21 protein-coding genes are annotated in these 20,098 nt (G+C 68.9%); 10 read left to right on the forward strand and 11 right to left on the reverse strand.

Annotated features, from left to right (window positions below; genetic code table 11):
• Positions 1-134: 134 nt before the first annotated feature.
• Both BM394_RS14465 and BM394_RS14470 read right to left on the reverse strand, forming a co-directional pair.
• Positions 135-344 (reverse strand): DUF2188 domain-containing protein, encoded by a 210-nt coding sequence (locus tag BM394_RS14465; protein ID WP_092978756.1) that lies wholly within the window; start codon positions 342-344, stop codon positions 135-137.
• Positions 345-521: 177 nt separating this feature from the next.
• On the reverse strand, positions 522-1,514 hold the full coding sequence (locus BM394_RS14470) for an aldo/keto reductase (RefSeq protein ID WP_092978758.1): 993 nt from the start codon (positions 1,512-1,514) through the stop codon (positions 522-524).
• Between the two features lie 276 nt (positions 1,515-1,790).
• On the opposite strand from BM394_RS14470, the gene BM394_RS14475 reads away from it, so the two are divergent.
• The 5 genes from BM394_RS14475 (at position 1,791) to BM394_RS14495 (ending at position 6,243) form a co-directional block, all read left to right on the forward strand.
• A complete protein-coding gene (locus BM394_RS14475) occupies positions 1,791-1,973 on the forward strand; it encodes a hypothetical protein (RefSeq protein WP_139235234.1) in 183 nt (60 codons plus the stop codon).
• A 136-nt stretch (positions 1,974-2,109) separates the two neighbouring features.
• Complete coding sequence (locus BM394_RS14480) at positions 2,110-2,457, forward strand: thioesterase (protein WP_092978763.1); 348 nt, start codon at positions 2,110-2,112, stop codon at positions 2,455-2,457.
• 128 nt (positions 2,458-2,585) lie between these two features.
• On the forward strand, positions 2,586-3,380 hold the full coding sequence (locus BM394_RS14485; RefSeq protein WP_092978765.1) for a hypothetical protein: 795 nt from the start codon (positions 2,586-2,588) through the stop codon (positions 3,378-3,380).
• Between the two features lie 84 nt (positions 3,381-3,464).
• Entirely contained in the window at positions 3,465-5,366 is a 1,902-nt protein-coding gene (locus BM394_RS14490; protein WP_092978767.1) for a fumarate reductase/succinate dehydrogenase flavoprotein subunit, read from the forward strand.
• Between the two features lie 118 nt (positions 5,367-5,484).
• Positions 5,485-6,243: a succinate dehydrogenase/fumarate reductase iron-sulfur subunit gene (locus BM394_RS14495; protein ID WP_092978770.1), complete on the forward strand. Its 759-nt coding sequence runs from the start codon at positions 5,485-5,487 to the stop codon at positions 6,241-6,243.
• A 259-nt stretch (positions 6,244-6,502) separates the two neighbouring features.
• Here BM394_RS14495 and BM394_RS14500 read toward each other — a convergent pair whose 3' ends face one another.
• The gene (locus tag BM394_RS14500) at positions 6,503-7,375 is read right to left on the reverse strand and encodes an SDR family oxidoreductase (protein ID WP_207227670.1); all 873 of its coding nucleotides are present in this window, start codon (positions 7,373-7,375) and stop codon (positions 6,503-6,505) included.
• Between the two features lie 207 nt (positions 7,376-7,582).
• Between BM394_RS14500 and BM394_RS14505 the strand changes: the two genes are divergently transcribed.
• Positions 7,583-7,789: a hypothetical protein gene (locus tag BM394_RS14505; RefSeq protein ID WP_092978775.1), complete on the forward strand. Its 207-nt coding sequence runs from the start codon at positions 7,583-7,585 to the stop codon at positions 7,787-7,789.
• 19 nt (positions 7,790-7,808) lie between these two features.
• Here the strand turns inward: BM394_RS14505 and BM394_RS14510 are convergent, their stop codons facing one another.
• Both BM394_RS14510 and BM394_RS14515 read right to left on the reverse strand, forming a co-directional pair.
• Positions 7,809-8,492: an HAD family hydrolase gene (locus BM394_RS14510; RefSeq protein ID WP_092978957.1), complete on the reverse strand. Its 684-nt coding sequence runs from the start codon at positions 8,490-8,492 to the stop codon at positions 7,809-7,811.
• 312 nt (positions 8,493-8,804) lie between these two features.
• Positions 8,805-9,503, reverse strand: coding sequence for a DUF305 domain-containing protein (locus BM394_RS14515; protein ID WP_245780199.1), 699 nt, complete (start codon positions 9,501-9,503; stop codon positions 8,805-8,807).
• Between the two features lie 441 nt (positions 9,504-9,944).
• Here BM394_RS14515 and ctaD point away from each other — a divergent pair, with 441 nt between their 5' ends.
• The 4 genes from ctaD (at position 9,945) to BM394_RS14535 (ending at position 14,603) form a co-directional block, all read left to right on the forward strand.
• The gene (gene ctaD, locus BM394_RS14520; RefSeq protein ID WP_092978779.1) at positions 9,945-11,711 is read left to right on the forward strand and encodes an aa3-type cytochrome oxidase subunit I; all 1,767 of its coding nucleotides are present in this window, start codon (positions 9,945-9,947) and stop codon (positions 11,709-11,711) included.
• Positions 11,712-11,879: 168 nt separating this feature from the next.
• Positions 11,880-13,115, forward strand: a complete 1,236-nt coding sequence (gene serB, locus BM394_RS14525) for a phosphoserine phosphatase SerB (RefSeq protein WP_092978781.1) — start codon at positions 11,880-11,882, stop codon at positions 13,113-13,115.
• A gap of 13 nt (positions 13,116-13,128) precedes the next feature.
• Complete coding sequence (locus BM394_RS14530; RefSeq protein WP_092978961.1) at positions 13,129-13,776, forward strand: Pr6Pr family membrane protein; 648 nt, start codon at positions 13,129-13,131, stop codon at positions 13,774-13,776.
• A 56-nt stretch (positions 13,777-13,832) separates the two neighbouring features.
• The gene (locus tag BM394_RS14535) at positions 13,833-14,603 is read left to right on the forward strand and encodes an aminoacyl-tRNA hydrolase (protein WP_092978963.1); all 771 of its coding nucleotides are present in this window, start codon (positions 13,833-13,835) and stop codon (positions 14,601-14,603) included.
• Between the two features lie 41 nt (positions 14,604-14,644).
• On the opposite strand, the gene BM394_RS14540 is transcribed toward BM394_RS14535, so the two are convergent.
• From BM394_RS14540 to BM394_RS14565, 6 genes are all read right to left on the reverse strand, one after another.
• On the reverse strand, positions 14,645-15,445 hold the full coding sequence (locus tag BM394_RS14540) for a glucose 1-dehydrogenase (RefSeq protein ID WP_092978783.1): 801 nt from the start codon (positions 15,443-15,445) through the stop codon (positions 14,645-14,647).
• A 147-nt stretch (positions 15,446-15,592) separates the two neighbouring features.
• The gene (locus BM394_RS14545; protein WP_175530111.1) at positions 15,593-16,243 is read right to left on the reverse strand and encodes an energy-coupling factor transporter transmembrane component T family protein; all 651 of its coding nucleotides are present in this window, start codon (positions 16,241-16,243) and stop codon (positions 15,593-15,595) included.
• Positions 16,240-16,914, reverse strand: a complete 675-nt coding sequence (locus BM394_RS14550) for an energy-coupling factor ABC transporter ATP-binding protein (protein ID WP_092978785.1) — start codon at positions 16,912-16,914, stop codon at positions 16,240-16,242. Before BM394_RS14550 ends, BM394_RS14545 begins: the two co-directional genes overlap by 4 nt.
• 40 nt (positions 16,915-16,954) lie before the next feature.
• Positions 16,955-18,097, reverse strand: coding sequence for a thiolase family protein (locus tag BM394_RS14555; RefSeq protein ID WP_092978787.1), 1,143 nt, complete (start codon positions 18,095-18,097; stop codon positions 16,955-16,957).
• Positions 18,094-19,560 carry a class I adenylate-forming enzyme family protein gene (locus BM394_RS14560; protein WP_092978789.1) on the reverse strand — a complete coding sequence of 489 codons (1,467 nt, stop codon included), beginning with the start codon at positions 19,558-19,560 and terminating at the stop codon, positions 18,094-18,096. Before BM394_RS14560 ends, BM394_RS14555 begins: the two co-directional genes overlap by 4 nt.
• A complete protein-coding gene (locus BM394_RS14565) occupies positions 19,557-20,096 on the reverse strand; it encodes a biotin transporter BioY (protein ID WP_425427664.1) in 540 nt (179 codons plus the stop codon). Before BM394_RS14565 ends, BM394_RS14560 begins: the two co-directional genes overlap by 4 nt.
• Between the last annotated feature and the right edge of the window lie 2 nt (positions 20,097-20,098).

Consider the following 20,098-nt stretch of genomic DNA (forward strand, 5'->3'; position numbering starts at 1 on the left):
GGTGTTGCCGCGTCGCGCCCGGGCGATCTCGCCGCGCCGGAAGGGCCGCGGCAGCGGAGCCCTCGGGACGGCACGACGGCGCGGGCGGCCCGGAAGTTCCCACCGGCCCGCCCGCGGGAGTCATCGGGTTCGGGTCAGCTCGACTGCACGGTTCGCCGGTCGCGGACCGAGCCGTCGATGCCGTGGATGAGGATCTCTCCTCCGTCGGAGTTCTCCAGCTGCCTGCGTGCCTCGTCGATGGCGTCCGCCTGGGTGTTGGTGCTCGACTCGGTGGATCCGGTGGCCGCGCCGACCACCTTCCAGCCGCCGCCACCGCCTCCGGGAACGACGTGTCGCTGGCCCATGGTTACCTTTCCGGAAGGGGAAACGTCCTGCTCCGGCGTACCCGTGTCGGAACGCGCTCACACCACTCGGGTGATCCCTCCGAGCCGATCAACTCCCCACCCCGCTCGTCAATGCCGCAACGCCCGTGGCCCGCTCCGGAAACCGGGGTGAGGCCCCGGTCGGTGGGAGAGTCCTCGTCAGAGGTGCACCTTGTCCATCGCTCCCTCGCCGTAGCGTTCGCCCGCCGCCACGCCGCGCGGCGCCACCCGTTCGAGGGCGGCCAGGTCCTCGGCGGTGAGGGTGACGTCCACGGCGCCCACGTTCTCCTCCAGGTACTTGCGCTTCTTGGTGCCGGGGATGGCCACGATGTCCTCGCCCTGCGCCGTCACCCACGCCAGGGCCAGCTGGGAGGCGGATACGCCCTTCTGCCGCGCCAGTTCGTGCACCTGGTCGACCACGTCCAGGTTGCGCTGGAAGTTCTCCCCCTGGAACCGCGGTGCGGTCCGCCGGTAGTCGTCGGCGGGAAGGTCCTCGAACGAGCGGATCGCGCCGGAGAGGAACCCGCGTCCGAGCGGTGAGTAGGCCACGAAACCGATGCCCAGCTCGCGGCAGGTCGCCAGTACCCCGTTGTCCTCCGGATCACGGCTGAACAGCGAGTACTCGGTCTGCACCGCGCTGACCGGGTGGGTGGCGTGGGCTTTCCGGATCGTTTCCGGAGCGGCCTCCGAGATCCCCAGGTGGCGCACCTTGCCCTGCCGCACCAGCTCGGACAGTGCTCCCCAGGTCTCGTCGATCGGCACGTCCGGGTCCACGCGGTGCTGGTAGTACAGGTCGACGTGGTCGATTCCCAGCCGCCGCAACGAGCCGTCGATGGCGGCACGCAGGTACTCCGGCCTGCCGTTGACCTCGCCCGTGAGTTCGCCGTTCTCGTCCACCTCGTTGCCGAACTTGGTGGCGAGCACCACCTCGTCCCGGCGGCCCGCCAGGGTTCGCCCCAGTAGCCGCTCGTTGCTCCACGGCCCGTACATGTCGGCCGTGTCCAGGAAGTCCACCCCGAGCTCCAGGGCTCGCCGGATCGTGGCGGCCGACTCCTCGTCGTCCCGCCCCGAGTACCCGAAGGTCATTCCCATGCAGCCCAGGCCCTGTTCACTGACCCGCGGACCCTGACTGCCGAGAGCGCGTTGCCGCATTCGCCCACTCCGTGTCGGTGAGTTCGATCGATTCCGTCGTCGAGTATGCCCGCGTGATCAGCGAACGGCAGTCCCACGCCGGATATTCCCGCGTTCGCGCGGCGAGGAAACGGGCACGGGAACCGGGCGCGGTGGGGGATTCCCGGTTTCCCGGCGAGGGGACTCGTCGGGCGCGTTACACGAATCGGTGGTGTCCCCGCGTTGCGGCCTCCGTTGGCGGGCACCGCGTGCGAGGGTGGTCGCGATTCGCGGTCGTTCGAGACACGGAGGTCGGGAGTGGACCGCAGGAGTGTGCTCGTTCTGGTGACATTCGCGGCGATCGCGGTCGGTTATCTGGTGGTGCGCGACCCGGTCGCCGCCGCCGGAGCTGTACGGCAGGGATCGCTGGTGCTCTTCGACAGCGTCGCTTTCGTGTTCCAGTCGCTGGTCACCTTCGTACGACACCTCTTCGAGGGGTAGCCAATGGGGGAGTGGCTCCGAACCGGGTCTCCTCTCGTCCATCCGATGCGTTTCGAATCACATGTGTCTCTTGTCACGTAGGCTTGGGTCGTGCAGAGTCTTCCGGTGACCGGATCGGGAACGCGAGGTGGTGCGAATGTCCTCGACAGCTGAACTGGGTGACGTGCTTCGTGCGCTGTCCCAGCTGCGTACCGGTGTCGACGAGCTCTACACCAGATACGGCGACGTCGCCGTTGTGCGGCGTATCGAGAACGACCTCCAGCGACTGGAGATCGACGTCTCCGAGCTGTCGACCGCCGCCCCGGGGCCACCGCGCCAGCGTTCCGGCGGTGCCGCCGCGACGGCTCGCGGCGGTGGCGCGACCGCGCACCGCGAGGTAGGGGAGAGCGACATCATCGAGGTTCCCGACACACCCTACGACCCCTCCTGGTGGCAGGGCGTGGACGACGAGGGAGTGGGAGGCCAGTCATCGCGCGAGGACTGATTCCGCCCGTGGTCGCGGCACCGGACCCCTCGTGGTCGCCCCCGGTCCGGTGCGAACCGGGCCGGGGCCCGTGACGACCGGGCGACCACCGCGACAACCGTCATTCTCGCTACCACCAGAGGTCGAGCATGTCAGCTCCCACAACTTCATCGTCCCTCCGGCGCGGGCGCACGCTGCGAACCGATCGATGGTGGTTGCCGCCACTGGGCACCGCGCTGGGACTCGGTGCCTTCGTCGTCTACGGCCTGATACGGACCTTCATGAACCAGTGGTACTGGGTGCCCGAGTACCACTACCTCGCCCCGTTCTTCTCGCCCTGCCTCAGCGACGCCTGCGTGCCCGGGGCGAGCCACTTCGGATCGCCGTTCCCGGACCTGGCGCCGTGGATTCCCCCACCGGTGTTCGTGCTGCCGTTCGTGCTCGGCTTCCGACTGACCTGCTACTACTACCGAAAGGCCTACTACCGGTCCTTCTGGGCCGCGCCGCCCGCCTGCGCGGTGACCGAACCCCACCGCCGCTACACCGGTGAGACGCGGTTCCCGCTGATCATGCAGAACGTGCACCGCTACTTCTTCTACGCCGCGCTGTTGGTGGCCGCGGTGCTGACCTACGACACCGTGATCGCCTTCCGTGGTCCGGGCGGCGGCTTCGGCGTCGGAATCGGGACGCTGCTCATGGTGGTCAACGTCGTGCTGCTGTGGGCCTACACGCTGTCCTGCCACTCCTGCAGGCATCTGATAGGCGGACGCATCAACCACTTCTCCCGCCACCCGGTGCGCTATCGAATGTGGACGCTGGTGAGCAGGATGAACGGTCACCACATGGGGCTCGCCTGGGCATCGCTGGTGTCGGTCGCGCTGGTGGACCTCTACGTGATGCTCGTGGCCGCGGGCGCCTTCCCGGATCCGCGGCTGTTCAACTGACCCCCGGCGCGCCGCGGCCGTGCGCGCACGCGGTCGAGCGGCAGCGCCGCGAAACCATTTCGGACGAGAAATCGGAAACGTCACATGGCCGAGATCGAGAGTCACGACTACGACGTGATCGTCATCGGGGCGGGCGGTGCCGGCCTGCGTGCCGCCATCGAGGCCCGCTCGCGCGGACTGCGCACGGCGGTGCTGTGCAAGTCGCTGTTCGGCAAGGCGCACACCGTCATGGCCGAGGGCGGTATCGCCGCCGCGATGGGCAACGTCAACTCGGGGGACAACTGGCAGGTGCACTTCCGCGACACCATGCGCGGCGGCAAGTTCCTGAACAACTGGCGCATGGCCGAGCTGCACGCCACCGAGGCCCCGCAGCGCGTCTGGGAGCTGGAGACCTACGGCGCACTGTTCGACCGCACCGCCGACGGTCGGATCAGCCAGCGCAACTTCGGCGGGCACGAGTACCCCAGGCTCGCGCACGTGGGTGACCGCACCGGACTGGAACTGATCCGCACGCTGCAGCAGCAGGTGGTCTCGCTGCAGCAGTCCGACCACGCCGAGCACGGCGACTACGAGGCCGGGCTGCGGATCTTCGCCGAGTTCACGGTGACCGACCTGCTGCTGGACGGGGACCGCATCGCCGGGACGCTCGGGTACTGGCGGGAGAACGGTCGGTTCGTGCGGCTGCGGGCACCAGCGGTGGTGCTGGCGACCGGTGGGATCGGCAAGTCCTTCAAAGTGACCTCCAACTCCTGGGAGTACACCGGCGACGGGCACGCCCTCGCGCTGCGGGCGGGCGCCCGGCTGATCAACATGGAGTTCGTGCAGTTCCACCCCACCGGCATGGTCTGGCCGCCCAGCGTGAAGGGGATCCTGGTCACCGAATCCGTGCGCGGTGACGGTGGTGTGCTGCGCGACGCCTCGGGAAGACGCTTCATGTTCGACTACATTCCCGAGGTCTTCAAGGAGTCCTACGCGGACAGCCCGGAGGAGGCCGACCGGTGGTACTCCGATCCGGACAACAACCGCAGGCCACCGGAACTGCTGCCGCGCGACGAAGTGGCACGCGCGATCAACAACGAGGTCAAGGAGGGCAGGGGAACCCCGCACGGTGGGGTCTACCTCGACGTGGCCAGCAGGCTCTCCGCCGAGGAGATCATGCGCAGGCTGCCCTCGATGCACCACCAGTTCAAGGAACTGGCCGATGTGGACATCACCAGTGAGCGCATGGAGGTCGGGCCGACCTGCCACTACGTGATGGGTGGTGTGGAGGTCGACCCCGACACCGCGGCCTCCTCGGTGCCCGGGCTGTTCGCCGCGGGGGAGGTGGCGGGCGGTATGCACGGTTCCAACCGGCTCGGGGGCAACTCGCTCTCCGACCTGCTGGTCTTCGGCAGGCGGGCCGGAGCGGGCGCCGCCGAGCACGTCGCCGCCGCGCGGCACGCCCGCCCCGACGTCTCGGAGGAGGTGGTGACCGAGGCGGTGAACTCCGCACTCGCCCCGTTCGAGGTCACCGACGTGCGGGGCCAGGAGAACCCCTACTCGTTGCAGGCGGAGCTGCAGCAGGTGATGAACCGGCTGGTCGGGATCATCCGGGACGGGGCCGAGATGTGTGCCGCGTTGGAACAGCTCGCCGAGATCAAACAGCGTGCCGTCCGGCTGGCCGTTCCGGAGGGCAACCGCCACTTCAACCCCGGCTGGCACCTGGCGCTGGACCTGCGCAACATGTTGGTCGTCAGCGAGTGCGTGGCTGCGGCGGCGCTGCGCCGCACCGAGAGCAGGGGCGGGCACACTCGCGACGACCACCCGGGCATGAACTCGAAGTGGCGCGGCACGCTGCTCGGCTGCGAGCTGCGGGACGGTTCGATCGAGATCACCGAGCACGAGCAGCCGCCGATGCGGGAGGACCTGTTGCGGCTGTTCTCCGTGGCGGAGCTGGGCAAGTACTTCACCGAGGAGGAGCTGGCCATCGTAAGAACGCCTTCTTAGCGGAACCGTCGGTTCGGTTTTCGTGGGGCGTGGCGGAACCTCTCGCACGGTTCTCGTCCCGGTCCGAGCATGCTGCGAGTGCGGGCTTTCGGTGAGCGTCGTGGAAGGGACTGTGGAAATGGGATACCGGGCGCGACTGCGCGTGTGGCGCGGTGACGCCGATTCCGGCGAGCTGCGGGACTACGAGGTCGACGCGGAGGAAGGCGAGGTGGTGCTCGACCTGCTGCACCGACTACAGGCCACCCAGTGTGCGGACCTGGCGGTGCGCTGGAACTGCAAGGCGGGCAAGTGCGGTTCCTGCTCGGCCGAGGTCAACGGCAGGCCGCGGTTGACCTGCATGACCAGGCTGTCGCTGTTCGACACCGACGAGACCATAACGGTCACCCCGATGCGGGCCTTTCCGGTGATCAAGGATCTCGTCTGTGACGTCTCGTACAACTACGTCAAGGCACGCGAGGTGCCCGCCTTCAGCCCACCCGAGGGGTTGGAGCCGGGGGAGTACCGGATGCAACAGCGGGACGTGGAGCGTTCCCAGGAGTTCCGCAAGTGCATCGAGTGCTTCCTGTGCCAGGACACCTGCCACGTGATCCGCGATCACTCGGAGAACAAGGAGGCGTTCTCGGGGCCGAGGTTCCTGATGCGGGTCGCCGAGCTGGAGATGCACCCGCTGGACTCGCACCAGGAGAAGGGCGGCGACCGCCCGGAGGAGGCGAGGGGCGACCACGGGCTCGGGCTCTGCAACATCACCAAGTGCTGCACCGAAGTGTGCCCGGAGCACATCGGGATCACCGACAACGCGCTCATCCCGCTCAAGGAACGCCTGGCCGACCGGAGGTACGACCCGCTGACCATGCTGTTCCGGCGTAAGAACCGCTAGCCCGGTGTTTTGCGTTGTACGGTGGTCCCGCCCGCCTGCGTAGCTGGTCGCTTGGCGGAACCGCCGGGTCGCTTCGGTGCAGGGCGCACCCCGACCACCCTCGCAGCCGGCACCGCCGCGGGTTCTCCCGTGTGGCTCTCGTGAGGAAGGCCCGACGTGGCGTAGTACCTACTCGATGTCGGGCCTCGCCGCAGCGAGAGCCGCGCGAGAGGTTCCGCCACCCGACCCCTACGACGAGTGGACACGTCCTGTCGGTTCATCACTTCCGCTGGAGTTTGTCGTTGCGGGAGCTGAAACCCCGTCCCAACTCGGCGACCTCCGCCTCCATCTGCGGCAGCAGCTTCCGCACCATCGGCAACATCAGCCGTTCCACCAGCCGCGAGGAGGGCAGGTTCCGCAACCAGTGCATCAGCATGACCGACCTGGGAACGTAGACGCGCCTGGCGCGGCGTTCCATGCCCGCCACGAGTGCCCGGGAGCAGTCGGCGACGTTGGTGGTCGAATGCATCGGCCAGGGCAGTTTCGCCCGCATGGCGCGGAAACTCGGCAGATCCGTCGAGGCATCGCGAACCAGGTCCGTGTCGATCCAGGAGGGATGCGCGCTTCCCACGGCGACTCCCAGGTGACCGACTTCGGAGCTCAGGGCGCTGGCCAGTGCCTCGGAACCGGCCTTGCTCGCGGTGTAGGCGGCCATGCCGCCGATCGGGGCGAACGCCGACAGCGAGGAGACCACCAGCAGGTACCCCCGCCGTTCCACCAGGTGGGGTAAGGCCGCACGAGCGGTGTGGAACACCCCGTTGAGGTTCACATCCACCGTCTTGGTGAACGCCCGGGGATCGTGGTCGCGCACGGTCCCGAAGGGAGCCACACCCGCGTTGGCCATGACCACGTCGATGCCGCCCAGCTGTCGTGCGCTCTCGTCGATGGCCGTCTTGATCGACTCGGGGTCGGTGACGTCGGCCTCGAACCACGGGTGGCCGGTGCCGAGCTCGTCGGCCACCGAAGCCAGCTCGTCGGGTTCCAGTCCGATCAGGGCCACTCGCGCCCCCTTGCGAACCAGATCCCGTGCGGTCTGAGCACCGATGCCACGTGCGGCACCCGTGATGGCGACTGCTTTGCCCGACATCGACATGGGCATGGGGCCTCCCTGCTCTCGAACCGGCCTGCCGGCGGTGGGACGACAAGCCCACGGCCGGGTTACCCATAGTAGGTTACTCGTTCGTAAAGTAAAGGGGAACGAGTTCACTGGATCGCATTCACCGCGACCGATCGCGGACTCGTCCGGCCCCGAATCACCCGAGACACCAACCGTCGATCCATCGGATTCCGGAGGCCCTCGTTGCGCGCTTCGCTTTCGTCGCTCGTGGGAGCGCTGCTGCTCGTGCTCGGTGTGATCTGGACGCTGCAGGGCGTGGGGGTTCTCGGTGGAAGCCCGATGACCGGGGTGACCCGTTGGGCCGTGCTCGGGCCGATAGCCGCGCTCATCGGGCTGGCCTCGATCGTGCTCGGTGGCGTCCGGATGCGGCGAGGACGGCGAAACGGATGAGCGCGGGTAATCGGCTCCGCTAGAAGTGCTCGTTGAGGCGGGAGAACGGATCCACCGTGTGGAAGCCTGGGCGCCGCTCCGGCAGCTCACGCATTTCCAGTCCCCAGGTCATGGGGTGCGGCACCAGCACCGCGTTCAACCCCGCGTGCAGTGCGGGCCAGATATCCGAACGTGGTGAGTTGCCGATCATCCAGGTCCGCGAGACATCCAGTCCGCGCTCGGTGACGAACCGTTCGTAGGCGGCGGTGTCCTTCTCCGGCACCACCGTGGTGTCGGAGAACAGCTCGCCCAGTCCGGACATCTTGATCTTGCCGGTCTGCTCGTCGGCCTCGCCCTTGGTGAGCAGGTAGAGGTCGTGCCGTAGTGACAGTTCCCGCAGCGTTTCCTCGACACCGTCGATCAGCTCGACCCGTTGTTCCCGGATCGGCGCGCAGGCCCTGCGCAGTTCGGCGTGATCCGCCTCGGAAGCCTCTCCCCCACGCAGGTGCCGCAGGCAGTCCAGCAGGCTGCGCTCGAAGCTGTCCACCCCGTAGCCGTGAATCCGGCAGTTGATCCGCTCGATCTCGTCCAGCTGTTCCCGCACCTGTCGCCGGGACAGCTCGGGATGCGCCAAGTGGTCGATGAACACTTCCACCGCGCGTTCGAACAGCACGTTGTTCTCCCACAACGTGTCGTCAGCGTCGAAGATCAGGTTCTCGGCCAACGTTTCCCTCCGTGTGACGACGGCGAACCGGCTCGTACTCATCGGACCGGTTTCGGGTCGTACCGAAGGCTAACGTCTGGTACGGCCGTACCAGTACCGCCACGTGCAGCAGCGCGAGCGGTGGGAGGTCGGCGACATTCCCCGAGGGCACCGTCGCACCCGGTGGCAGCCAACCCCGTGACAGCCAACCCCGTGACAGGCAACCCCGTGGCAGGCAACCCGGTGACCGGGAGGATCGGTGACCGGGAAGGCCTCCGGGTGTGGAGCTGTCCGGTCACCGGGCCTCGGTCGGGTGGGCGAGTCGGGTAGGGATCAGAGGTTTTCCCGCAGCTGCCGCAGCTCGTCGAGCTCGGTGGTGCGGGAGTCCAGGATCGCCGTGGCGATCGACTTCATCTCCTCGTTCGAGCCCTTGTCGATCTCGGTGCGGGCCATCTCGACCACGGCCTCGTGGTGGTCGATCATCGACTTGAGCCACAGCGAGTCGAAACTGCCCTGCTGGACCTCCTCGAGCTCGGTGAGCTCGCTGGAGACGTCGGTTCCAGGCATCTGCGAGTCCTCGCCCGTGCCGACTTCCCCGGGCGTGACCTCGCCCTCGCCGCGTTCCCGCAACCAGCTCCTGATCTCCTCGAGCCGCGGGCCGTGCTGCTGTTCGAGCTGCTCGGCGAACTCCACGACCTGGTCGTCCGGCGAGTTCTTGATCGCCACTTCCAGCAGCTGCGTCTCCGACTCGTGATGGGCGACCATCTGCTCGGCGAACTCCAGGTCGGTGTTGACCCGCGTCGTCTCGTCGCCGCTGCCGGAGTCCTCGGCGGGCATGATCGCGCTCGGTGGCGGCGGAGTGCCCGCGCCCGGCTGCATGTCGCTCGGTTCTTCGTAGTTCGGCGAGCAGCCGGTCAGTGCCAGGACCGCGGCCCCAAGGACGCCGATGATCGTGCTCTTGCGCACCGTTTCCTCGCCTCCGGAAATACCGATCCTTCCCCGGGCGGGTCGGGTGCTGTGTACAACCGACACGCCTGCGGAGCCTTCAACCCGCTGGGTCCAGCGGCCCGCCTGACCGAACAGGCGACCACGTGCCAGCTTAAGGGGTGCCTTCAGGGTGATCCGTACAGGTGGTCCCCCGAGGGGCGCTGCGCTTGTTCCCCGAGGGGTGCTGCGCTCCGCCACGGGCTTCCCGCGGGCGCGTTCGTCGTCCCGGCGGCCACTCGTCACTGTCGCGTGGATCTCACCTTCGGTGTCCTCGGCGAGGGTGATGAATAGAGTGACTACAGCCCGGACGTAGCGGAGTTGAGCGCCGGGACTAATATCCGCAGATGGCAGTCATCGAATCGATCATCGGGGAGCGAGTCGAACCGATATCGGTTGCGACGCTGCCATCAGGGTTAACCGGCCCGAACGGGCCGGCGGTCCCGTGGTCGGGGCCGACAACGTCTTCGAGGCAGTGCAGGAGGCACCGTGACGGCCGTCGCGCCAGAGCCGATCACTTCGCGCCCCTATCCGGTGCGCAACACGTCCAAGGGATCCACACTGCTGGGACTGCTGCGTACCACCGATCCCAAGCAGATCGGCATCCTCTATCTGGTCACCTCGATGGGATTCTTCCTGGTCGGTGGCCTGATGGCCATGCTGATCCGTGGTGAGCTCGCGGTCCCGGGGATGCAGTTCCTGTCGCAGGAGCAGTACAACCAGCTGTTCACCATGCACGGCACGATCATGCTGCTGTTGTACGCCACGCCGATCCTGTTCGGGTTCGCCAACTACATCCTGCCGCTGCAGATCGGCGCGCCGGATGTGGCCTTTCCCAGGCTGAACTCGTTCTCCTACTGGCTCTACCTGTTCGGTGGGCTGACCGTGATCAGCGGTTTCCTCGCGCCGGGCGGTGCCGCCGACTTCGGCTGGTTCGCCTACACCCCGCTGTCCGACCCCGTGCACTCCCCCGGTATCGGTGCCGACCTGTGGATCACCGGTCTGCTCGTCTCCGGCCTGGGCACGATCCTCGGTGGCGTCAACATGGTCACTTCGGTGGTCTGCATGCGCGCGCCCGGCATGACGATGTGGCGGATGCCGATCTTCACGTGGAACATCCTGGTCACCAGCGTGCTGATCCTGATGGCGTTCCCGATCCTGACCGCCGCGCTGTTCGGGCTGCTGGCCGACCGGCACCTCGGTGCCCACGTGTTCGACCCGGCCAACGGCGGGGTGATCCTCTGGCAGCACCTGTTCTGGTTCTTCGGTCACCCCGAGGTCTACATCGTCGCGCTGCCGTTCTTCGGGATCGTCACCGAGATCTTCCCGGTGTTCTCCCGCAAGCCGCTGTTCGGCTACACCGGCCTGATCTACGCGACGCTGGGTATCGCCGCGCTGTCGGTGGTCGTCTGGGCCCACCACATGTACGCGACCGGCGCGGTGCTGCTGCCGTTCTTCGCCTTCACCACGTTCCTGATCGCGGTACCCACCGGTATGAAGTTCTTCAACTGGATCGGCACCATGTGGCGCGGGCAGATCACCTTCGAGACACCGATGATCTTCTCGATCGGCTTCCTGGTGACCTTCCTGTTCGGCGGGCTGACCGGTGTGCTGCTGGCCGCGCCGCCGATCGACTTCCACGTCTCGGACACCTACTTCGTGGTGGCGCACTTCCACTACGTGCTCTACGGCACGATCGTGTTCGCCACCTTCGCGGGCATCTACTTCTGGTTCCCCAAGATGACCGGCCGGATGATGGACGAACGGCTGGGCAAGGTGCACTTCTGGCTGACCTTCATCGGCTTCCACGCCACGTTCCTGGTGCAGCACTGGCTGGGCAACGAGGGGATGCCCCGGCGCTACGCCGACTACCTGCCGACCGACGGGTTCACCACGCTCAACGTGATCTCCAGCGCCGGGGCGTTCCTGCTGGGAGCCTCGATGCTGCCGTTCCTGTACAACGTGTTCAAGAGCTACCGGTACGGCGAACGCGCCAACGTCGACGACCCCTGGGGCCACGGCAACTCGCTGGAGTGGGCGACCTCCTGCCCGCCGCCGCGGCACAACTTCACCGAGCTGCCCCGGATCCGTTCCGAGCGTCCCGCCTTCGAGCTGCACTACCCGCACATGACAGATCGGATGCGGGTGGAGAGCCACGTCGGTCTCTCCGGCAAGCCGCTGGCCCACGCGGGTGCCTCCGGTGAGTCGGGCCACGGCGGCGACCCGGGCGAGGCCCGCAAGCTCGACGAGAAGTGATATTCGACCTAACGACACCCCGTGCGGGTGTGTCACGGTAATCCCGCTCGACGGGGAGCCCCGGCCGGTCGGCCCACCGATCGGTCCGGGGCTCTTATTGTTCGGAACCGGTTTCCGAACCCCGTAGGGTGGATCCCGGAGTCGAATATCGAGGGAGTGCCGTCAGTCGTGACCACGTCAAATCCCACCACCGTGCTGATGACCGTGACAGGCCGCGACAAGCCCGGGGTGACCTCGGTGTTGTTCGCCGCGCTGACCAGGCACGGAGTGGATGTGCTCGATGTCGAGCAGGTCGTGATCCGCGGGCGACTGGTTCTCGGTGTGCTCGTGGCGACCGAACACGATCCCGAGCAGTTGCAGGAATCCGTCGAACAGGCCATGGCCACCGTCGGCATGGTCGTCGAGGTCGAGATCGACGCCGAGGACGGCGAGGCCGACAAGCTCGGCTCCACTCACGTCGTCACCGTGCTCGGCCAGCCGGTCTCGGCGCGCAGCTTCTCCGAGGTGGCCCGCAAGCTCGCCGAGGTCGATGTCAACATCGATTCCATCCAGCGGGTGGCGGACTATCCGGTGACCGGGCTGCAGCTGCACGTCACCGCGGCCGAGACCGGCGAGCGAACCGACGAGATGCTCACCTCCGAGATGACCGACCTCTCCGTGGGGATCGGTGTCGACGTCGCTGTGGAGCGCACCGGGCTGGCCCGGCGCGCCAAGCGACTCGTGGTCTTCGACGTCGACTCCACGCTGGTGCAGGGTGAGGTCATCGAGATGCTCGCCGCGAAGGCGGGCCGCGAGGAGGAGGTCCGCAAGGTCACCGAGCAGGCCATGCGCGGCGAAGTGGACTTCTCCGAGTCGCTGCGTCGCAGGGTGGCTGTGCTGGAGGGGCTGCCCGCGTCGGTACTCGACGAGGTCGGCCGGGAACTGCAGCTGACCCCCGGCGCCCGCACCACCGTGCGTACCCTGCGGCGGCTCGGCTACCACACCGGTGTGGTCTCCGGCGGTTTCACCAGGATCATCGACCACCTGGTCGACGATCTGGGGCTGGACTTCAGTGCTGCCAACGACCTGGAAGTGGTGGACGGTAAACTCACCGGACGTGTCGTCGGCGAGATCGTCGACCGGGGCGGCAAGGCCAGCGCGCTGAAGCGGTTCGCGGAGTCCTACGACGTTCCGCTGTCGCAGTGCGTGGCGGTCGGTGACGGCGCCAACGACATGGACATGCTCGCCACGGCGGGGCTGGGTGTCGCGTTCAACGCCAAGCCCGCGCTGCGTGAGGTCGCCGACACCGCGCTGTCGCACCCGTTCCTCGATGCCGTGCTGTTCGTGCTCGGTGTCACCAGGGCCGAGGTCGAGGCCGCCGATGCCGAGGACGGATTCGTCGCGCGGGTTCCGTTGGAAACGTGAGGTGTACGACTCGATGCTGTCCAGCCGGGCGTGGCCCGTACGTCTGCCGCGGATTCTGCTCGGCGCGCTGGCGGTGATCGCCGTCGGCAGACAGTTCGCCGCGGACCTGGCGTTGCCGGACTTCTCGCCGGTGAACTTCTTCAGCTACTTCACCATCCTGAGCAACATCGCGGCGGGAGCACTGCTGATTCGTCTCGGGGCGGCTCCCGGCCGTGACGGCCGCGCCGTTCTCGAGTGGTTGCGCGGGGGCATGACCGTCTACATGGCCACGACGGGAACCGTCTTCGCGTTGCTGCTCGACGGCGGCGACTCGCTGCCCTGGGTGAACACTGTTATGCACCACGTCATGCCGGTGGTGATGTTCGTGGACTGGCTGTTGGTCCGGCCTCGCGCCCGGATCCGCTACACGAGCGCGTTCGCCTGGCTGACCTTTCCGCTGGTCTACGTCGTCTACTCGTTGGTGCGCGGTGCGGTGACGGGGTGGTTTCCCTATCCCTTCCTGCGTCCCGGCACGACGGGAGGCGTCGATGGGGTCGCGCTGTACCTGGTGGTCATGACGATCTGCATCGCCCTCGCCGCGATGCTGGTCGCCTGGCTGGGCAACATCCGGGTGCGGGAGCCGGAACCGGTCGAACTGCCGGAGGGACAATCGGTTCCGTGAGTGAGTACGCCGCGGTGCTTCGGCCGCTGACCGACCGCTACGCCTCCTGGCTGTCGATGCCCGCTCGTGCCACGGCCGACACCTCCGAGGAGGATCCCGACAACGTCGTGCTGCTGCCGGTGGTGCTGCGCATCGAGCGCGACACGCCGCCGGGCCGCACCGCGCTGCTCGAGGCCTCGGCCGCGGCCGCCGTGGCGGTGTGCCTCGATCAGCGCAGCGAGCCGGGTGGTCCGTGGCACGAGGCCGTCTCCGGCTGGGTCGACGGGCGGATCCGCAAGGTCACCCGGCGAGCCCGCGGTTCCCACTGGCGAGCCGTGTCGGAACTTCCCGGTATCACGGTCGATGTCGCGGGGGCCGAGGCGCGTGCGCTGCTGCCCGCCCGAGTGGCCGACATGCCGCGGGAACTGACCCGGTTGCAGATCTCCGGAAGCGACCTTCCCGCGGACGAACCGGGACCCGCCGGGGACGGGAGCCCGGTGCTGTGGTTGAACCCGCACGTCGACATGACGGCGGGGAAGGCGGCCGCCCAGGTCGGCCACGCCACCATGATCCTGGCCGCGTTGCTGCACGGGGACGCGGGCCGTTCCGACGCCGTCGGCGAGCACGCCGCGAGCGAACTGCACCGCTGGCACGAAGCCGGTTTCCCCTGCGCAGTCCGCACCCCGGACACCGACACCTGGCTGCGACTGCTGCCCGGTGACGGGCCCGCCGCTGCCTGGCGGGATCGCGGGGTGGCCGCCGTGCGGGACGCCGGATTCACCGAGATCGACCCTGGCACCGTGACCGTGCTGGCCCAGTGGCCGCGTGCGGCCGGAGCGGGGAGCTGAACGCGTTGCCGACCGCCGGGTGACCGGCGGTCGGCCCACGCTCAGTGCAGTACGCTTCCCACCTCGACGTGCGGCAGGTCGTGCCGGTAGGGCTGCGTGCCCTTGCCGCCGTCCACCGCCAGGGCGGTGCCGGTGATCCACTCGGCCTCGTCCGAGGCGAGGAAGGTTATGGCCCGGGCGACGTCCTCGGGAGTGCCTTCCCTGCCCAGGGGATACGAGGCGTCGACCTGTTCCTTCGGCAGTCGCTTCAGCTTCTCGGCGAACGCGGTGTCGACGAAGCCGGGGGCGACGCTGTTCACCCGCACCGCGGGGGCGAGCTGGTCGGCCAGGTGTTGCCGCAGTATTTCCAGCGCGCTCTTGGTCATCGAGTAACCGGCCAGCCGGACGTTGCCGAATGCGGCTATGGAGCTGAGCAGCACCACCGAACCGCCGTTGTCACGCATGCTGGTCCAATAGGCCAGCTTCGTGTACTCGAGCGCGCTCACCACGTTGAGGTCGTACTCCTTGCGCAGGACCTCGGGGTCGAGTTCGAGTACCGAGGCGTTTCTGGAAATGTTCGTCGCCGTCGTGTAGACGAGCACGTCCAGCTTTCCGAACTCTGTCGCCGCCGTCTCGACCGTGACCCGCCGTTCCTCGGCACGGCGAGCGTGCCCTACCACGGGGAGTACGGCGGTACCGGTTTCCTCCTTGATCAGTCGTGCCGCTTCGGAGAGCGTCTCCTCGTCCCGCCCCGTGATAGCGACGGAGCCACCCTCGGCCGCGATGTTCCTGGCCGCGGCGAACCCGATGCCTCGGGACGCTCCCACCACCAGTGCGCTCTTGTTCCTGAACCTTTCGTTCACCAGGCTCTCCTGCGATCGGAGAAGTTTCGGTAAGCGAAAGCTAGCGGTGAAGACTGATACGGGACTGACAGATCGTTGACATCGCCCCCGACGCCGCAGCGAGAACGGCGATTCGTCCGGAACCAGGCTGCCCCGAGCGGGTGAGTGCTACCCCCGCCGGGAACCGGGCACCCGGGTGACGTCACTTCCGTCCTCGTCCCCGACCCCACGAGCGGCCAGGGCCTCCCCGAGCTCGTCGGCGTGCCGCAGCGTGCGGATCAGGAAGGGAACGGCGAACGCCGCGACCGAACGGTTCGCGCCGCGCGCCCGCTGGGCCTCACGGGTCTGCCGCGCGATCACCGACAGCGCTCCCACGGCCTGGATGGTCAGCCCCACCAGCAGTCCCAACATCTCCGGGCGCACCCCCACCCGGCGCAGCGGGGACGCCGCTCGCTCGATCGCCGCCACCAGGTCGTCGACCCTCGTGGTGAGCGTGAACAGATTGGCCGCCCCGATGGCCACCAGCAATCGCAGACACACCACCACCGCGCTCTCCACCCCCAGCAGCCACCACTGCAACGCGAAAACGACACCCAGCAGCACCAGCACCGTGCGCATGGTGCGCAGCACCAGACCGGGGCTGATCCGTGCCACGGCGTACCCGGCGCAGACCACCCCGGTGAACCCGGTGAGCTGCCACGGGCGGTCGAACACCACGACCAGGGCCGCGAACACCAGCAATCCGAGGAACTTCCATCCCGCGGGCAGTCGGTGCAGCGGGCTTCGGCCGGGCTGGTAAAGCCCGATCACATGGCTCATGCCGCCAGCTCCCGGTAGTACCGCAGCGCCGCTCGGGGCTCGTCGTCGGCGACCACACGTCCCCCGTCGAGCACCACCACCCGGTCGAAATCGTCGAGAAGTTCCAGATCGTGAGTCACCAGCACGATCTGCTGTTCGAGACCGCGCAGCCGTTCGACGAACCGGCGCTTGTTGCGCAGGTCCAGCAACGTGGTGGGCTCGTCGCAGACCAGCACGTCGGGCTCCAGCACCAGCATCGCGCACAGCGCGAGCAGCTGTTTCTGCCCACCGGAGAGCTGCTGGGCCGGATGGTCGGCATAACCCGCCAGGCCGTGCTCGGCCAGCGCCTCGGCCGCCCTGCGCTCCCGCTCCGCCTTGGAGAGCCCCTTCCCACGCAGCGAGAAGGCGACGTCCTCACCCGCCGTGGGCATGACTATCTGCGAATCCGGGTTGGTGAACACGAACCCCACCCGGCTGCGTACGCGGTTGCCCGCTTTCGCGGGATCCGACCCGTCCACCAGTACCCGCCCACTGCTCGGCAGCACCAGCCCGTTGATCATCCGGGCGAGGGTGGACTTGCCCGACCCGTTGGCCCCGACGAAGGCCACCCTGCGCTCGTCCAGCCGCAACCGGACGTCGTCGAGCACCGTGTGCTCGCCGTAGGAATGACCGACCCCGTCGAACTCGATCAACCGATCCTCCGCATCCCCGGATCGCCCCGCGACCCGCTACTCAACGAACCAGTTCCCACATCGTGGCGATCCCCAGACCGCCACCGGAGGACAGCGCGGCCATGCCCAACGATTCTCCGTGGTGCAGCATCCGGTGGAACAGCCGCACCACCAGCACCGCACCGGAGGCCGCCCAGGGATGGCCGAGCGCGATCGCACCGCCCTCCGGACTCACCAGCCGCTCGTCCAGCCCCACGGCGTCCAGGCACGCCAGCACCTGCCCCGCGAACGCCTCGGTGAACTCCACCACCTCCGGAATGCGCCGCTGCCGCCGCAGCACGGCGTCCATAGCGGGAACCGCCGCTGTGCCCAGCCGGTTCGGGTCGGTGCCCACGACCTCCGCGTCCAACAGCCGCAACCCCGGCAGCCCGCGCTCGCGCCGCAGGCGCTCGCTGGTCACCGCCACCATCGCGGCTCCGTCGGCGATGCCGCAGGAGTTCGCGGCCGTGGCCGTGCCGCCGCTGGTGAAGGCCGGTGGGAAGCGGGCGAGTCGTCGGACGTCGAACCCGGTACGCGGCCGCTCGTCGTGCCGAACGCCGGTTACACCGACCAGCTCGGCGTCGAACCGCCCGGCCTCCCGCGCCGCCGAGGCACGCCGGTGGCTACGCGCGGCGAACTCGTCCTGCCGCTGCCGCGTGACACCCGCCTCGGCCGCGACCAGATCGGCCGCGGGCCCCATATCGGGATCGCCGACGTCCGGCGGCGCGAACGGCGCCCGGGTGTAGAACCGGGGAGGATCGGTGGCGTCGCGCGGTCGCCAGGCACGCCAGGGCGCGGTCGAGGCGCTCTCCGCGCCGCCCGCCAGGTAGTGCTCTCCGACGCCGGCCGAAACCAGCCGGGCGGCGGTCACGATTGTGCTCAACCCGGAGGCGCACTGCCGGTCCACCGTCATTCCGGGGGTCTCCGGACCGAGCCCGGCGCGCAGCGCGGCCACGCGTGCCGGGTTGCCGCCGGGACCGCGGGTGTTTCCCAGCAGCACCTCGTCGACCCGCTCGAAGCCTGCGTCGTCGAACACCGCCGAGGTGATCGCTCCCGCCAGCCGGTCGAGTTCGACGTCGCGCAGCGAGCCACCAGCGGTACCGATCGGACTGCGGCGCGCGGCGACCACCACCGGGGCCGGCGGATCGGGGACAGCAGTGCTCATCGCTGCACCTCGGGGCGTAGCTCCCCGGAGGCCAACCACTCGCGCACCGTGCCGCGCGCGGGTTTCCCGGTGTGGGTGCGCGGCAGCTCGTCCACCGAGAGCCAGCGTCGGGGCCGCTGTGCGTTGCCGAGCGAGTCCCGCGCCAGTCTGCGCAGTCCGGCGAAGTCCACAGCGCCCGCCGACTCGGGTTCGATCACGGCGGTGACCAGCGAACCGAAGCGGGGATGCGGGGTGGGGGCCACCACCACGTCGAACACCCCGGGCGCGGTGCGCAACACGTTCTCCACCTCCTCCGCGGTGACGAGCCTGCCGCCGGTTTCGATCGTCGTCGATCCCCTGCCCAGCACCCGGAAACCGTCCCGGTGCGATCCCGTCGCGAGATCCCCGACGGTGTGGAAACCCGGTTCGACGGCGCGTAGCACGCCCGACTCCAGGCAGCCGCTGAAGCTCAACGGGGAGCGAACCCACAGCGTGCCGGGATCGGTGCCGTCGCTGGTCGTATCGGTCGAATCGCCGATCCGCACCTCGACGTGCTCGGCCGGGTGCAGCAACCCGTCCGCGCCGCGCAGCGCCACCACGGAGTGCTCGGCCGAGCCGTAGTACTCCACGAGTTCGCAGTCGGGCAGCAGCTCGCCCAGCCGTCGCCGGAGCCCCTCGTCGGGTCTCGCCCCGCCGCACACGAACCTCCGCACCCGGCACGCGGCGAGCAGCCGCGGCTCGCGCTCCAGCACCGCCAGCAGCGCGGCCAGCATCGAGGGCACCAGGTGCACGGCGGTGGCCCTGGTGCAGGCCTCGGCGGTCTCCTCGACGGACCAGCGCCGTGACAGCTCCACCTCACAGCCGAGGTGCATCGCGTGCAGTGCGCCGAACAGGAACAGCGAGGAACTCGGCGGGCCGGGGAGCAGCACCGTGTCCCCTCCGGTGATCCCGACGTCGAAAGCCTCGAAGCTGTGCCACCAGGAACGCCGGGTGCGTGCCAGCACTCGCGCACGGCCGGTGCTGCCCGAGGTGGTGGGCAGGTAGAACAGGCTCGCGTCGTCGCCGTGCGGCAGGACCGTCCCGGTCGACTCGGGGAGGGGGCCGCCCGCGACCACGTCCGGTGCTGCCTCGCGCAGCACACCGGTTCGTTCGGTGCCGCTCCACCCCGGATCGGCCAGCAGCGTGGCCGCTCCCAGCAGATCGGCGCCCAGCAGCCGGGCCAGCCCGATCGTCGGATCCCGATCGGCTTCGACGAGCACGCGGCTGTTCGGCCCGGCGCCCGCCGCCGCCAGCTCGATCGCGGCCGCGTGCGCGCCGCGGACCAGTTCCGCGCCCGTGAGCTCTCCTTCCGGGGAGCGAACGGTGCGCGGGGTGCCGCCCGCGAGGATCGGTGGCAGGGCCGGGCCGGGGTTCGACTCCGAGCTGTCGGGACGGCGCCGCGGCGGTGGCGGTGTCGAGGGCAGCGGCGGTGTCGGGGACGTCATCGGGCCGCGCGTCCCCGGCGGGGTGTGGCGTTCGGGAAGGCGCGGTACACCGCCACTGCCACCAGCGAGACCAGCACGACCTTGGCGAGATCGCCGGGCACGTAGACGAGCATGGCGACGGCTGCCGCGCGCAGGCCCCCCATGGCAGCGGCCATGACGGGCAGGCCGATCAGGTAGTCCACGGCGATGCCCGCCAGGTTGGCCAGCAGCAGCACCGGCAGCGTGGGCCTGCGGGCGAGGAACACGATCAGCCCCACCACGAGCGCCGAGGCGATCCAGCCGAGCAGGAAGCCACCGCTGGGGGTGAAGAATTGGGCGATTCCGCCGCGCCCGCCGGACAGCAGCGGAAGGCCGAGCGCCACCAGCCCCAGGAACAGCGCCACCGAGGCCACGCCGCGGCGAGCGCCCAGCAGGCTGCCGCACAGCAGCGGCCCCGTGTTCTGCAGCACGATCGGCACCGCCGAGCCCGCGAGGTAGATGCCGGGGAAGGTGCCCAGCACGGCGGTGAACGCGGCGAACACCACGATCCGGGCCAGAT

Source organism: Actinopolyspora lacussalsi subsp. righensis, from assembly GCF_900116555.1.
GTDB classification, from domain to species: domain Bacteria; phylum Actinomycetota; class Actinomycetes; order Mycobacteriales; family Pseudonocardiaceae; genus Actinopolyspora; species Actinopolyspora lacussalsi.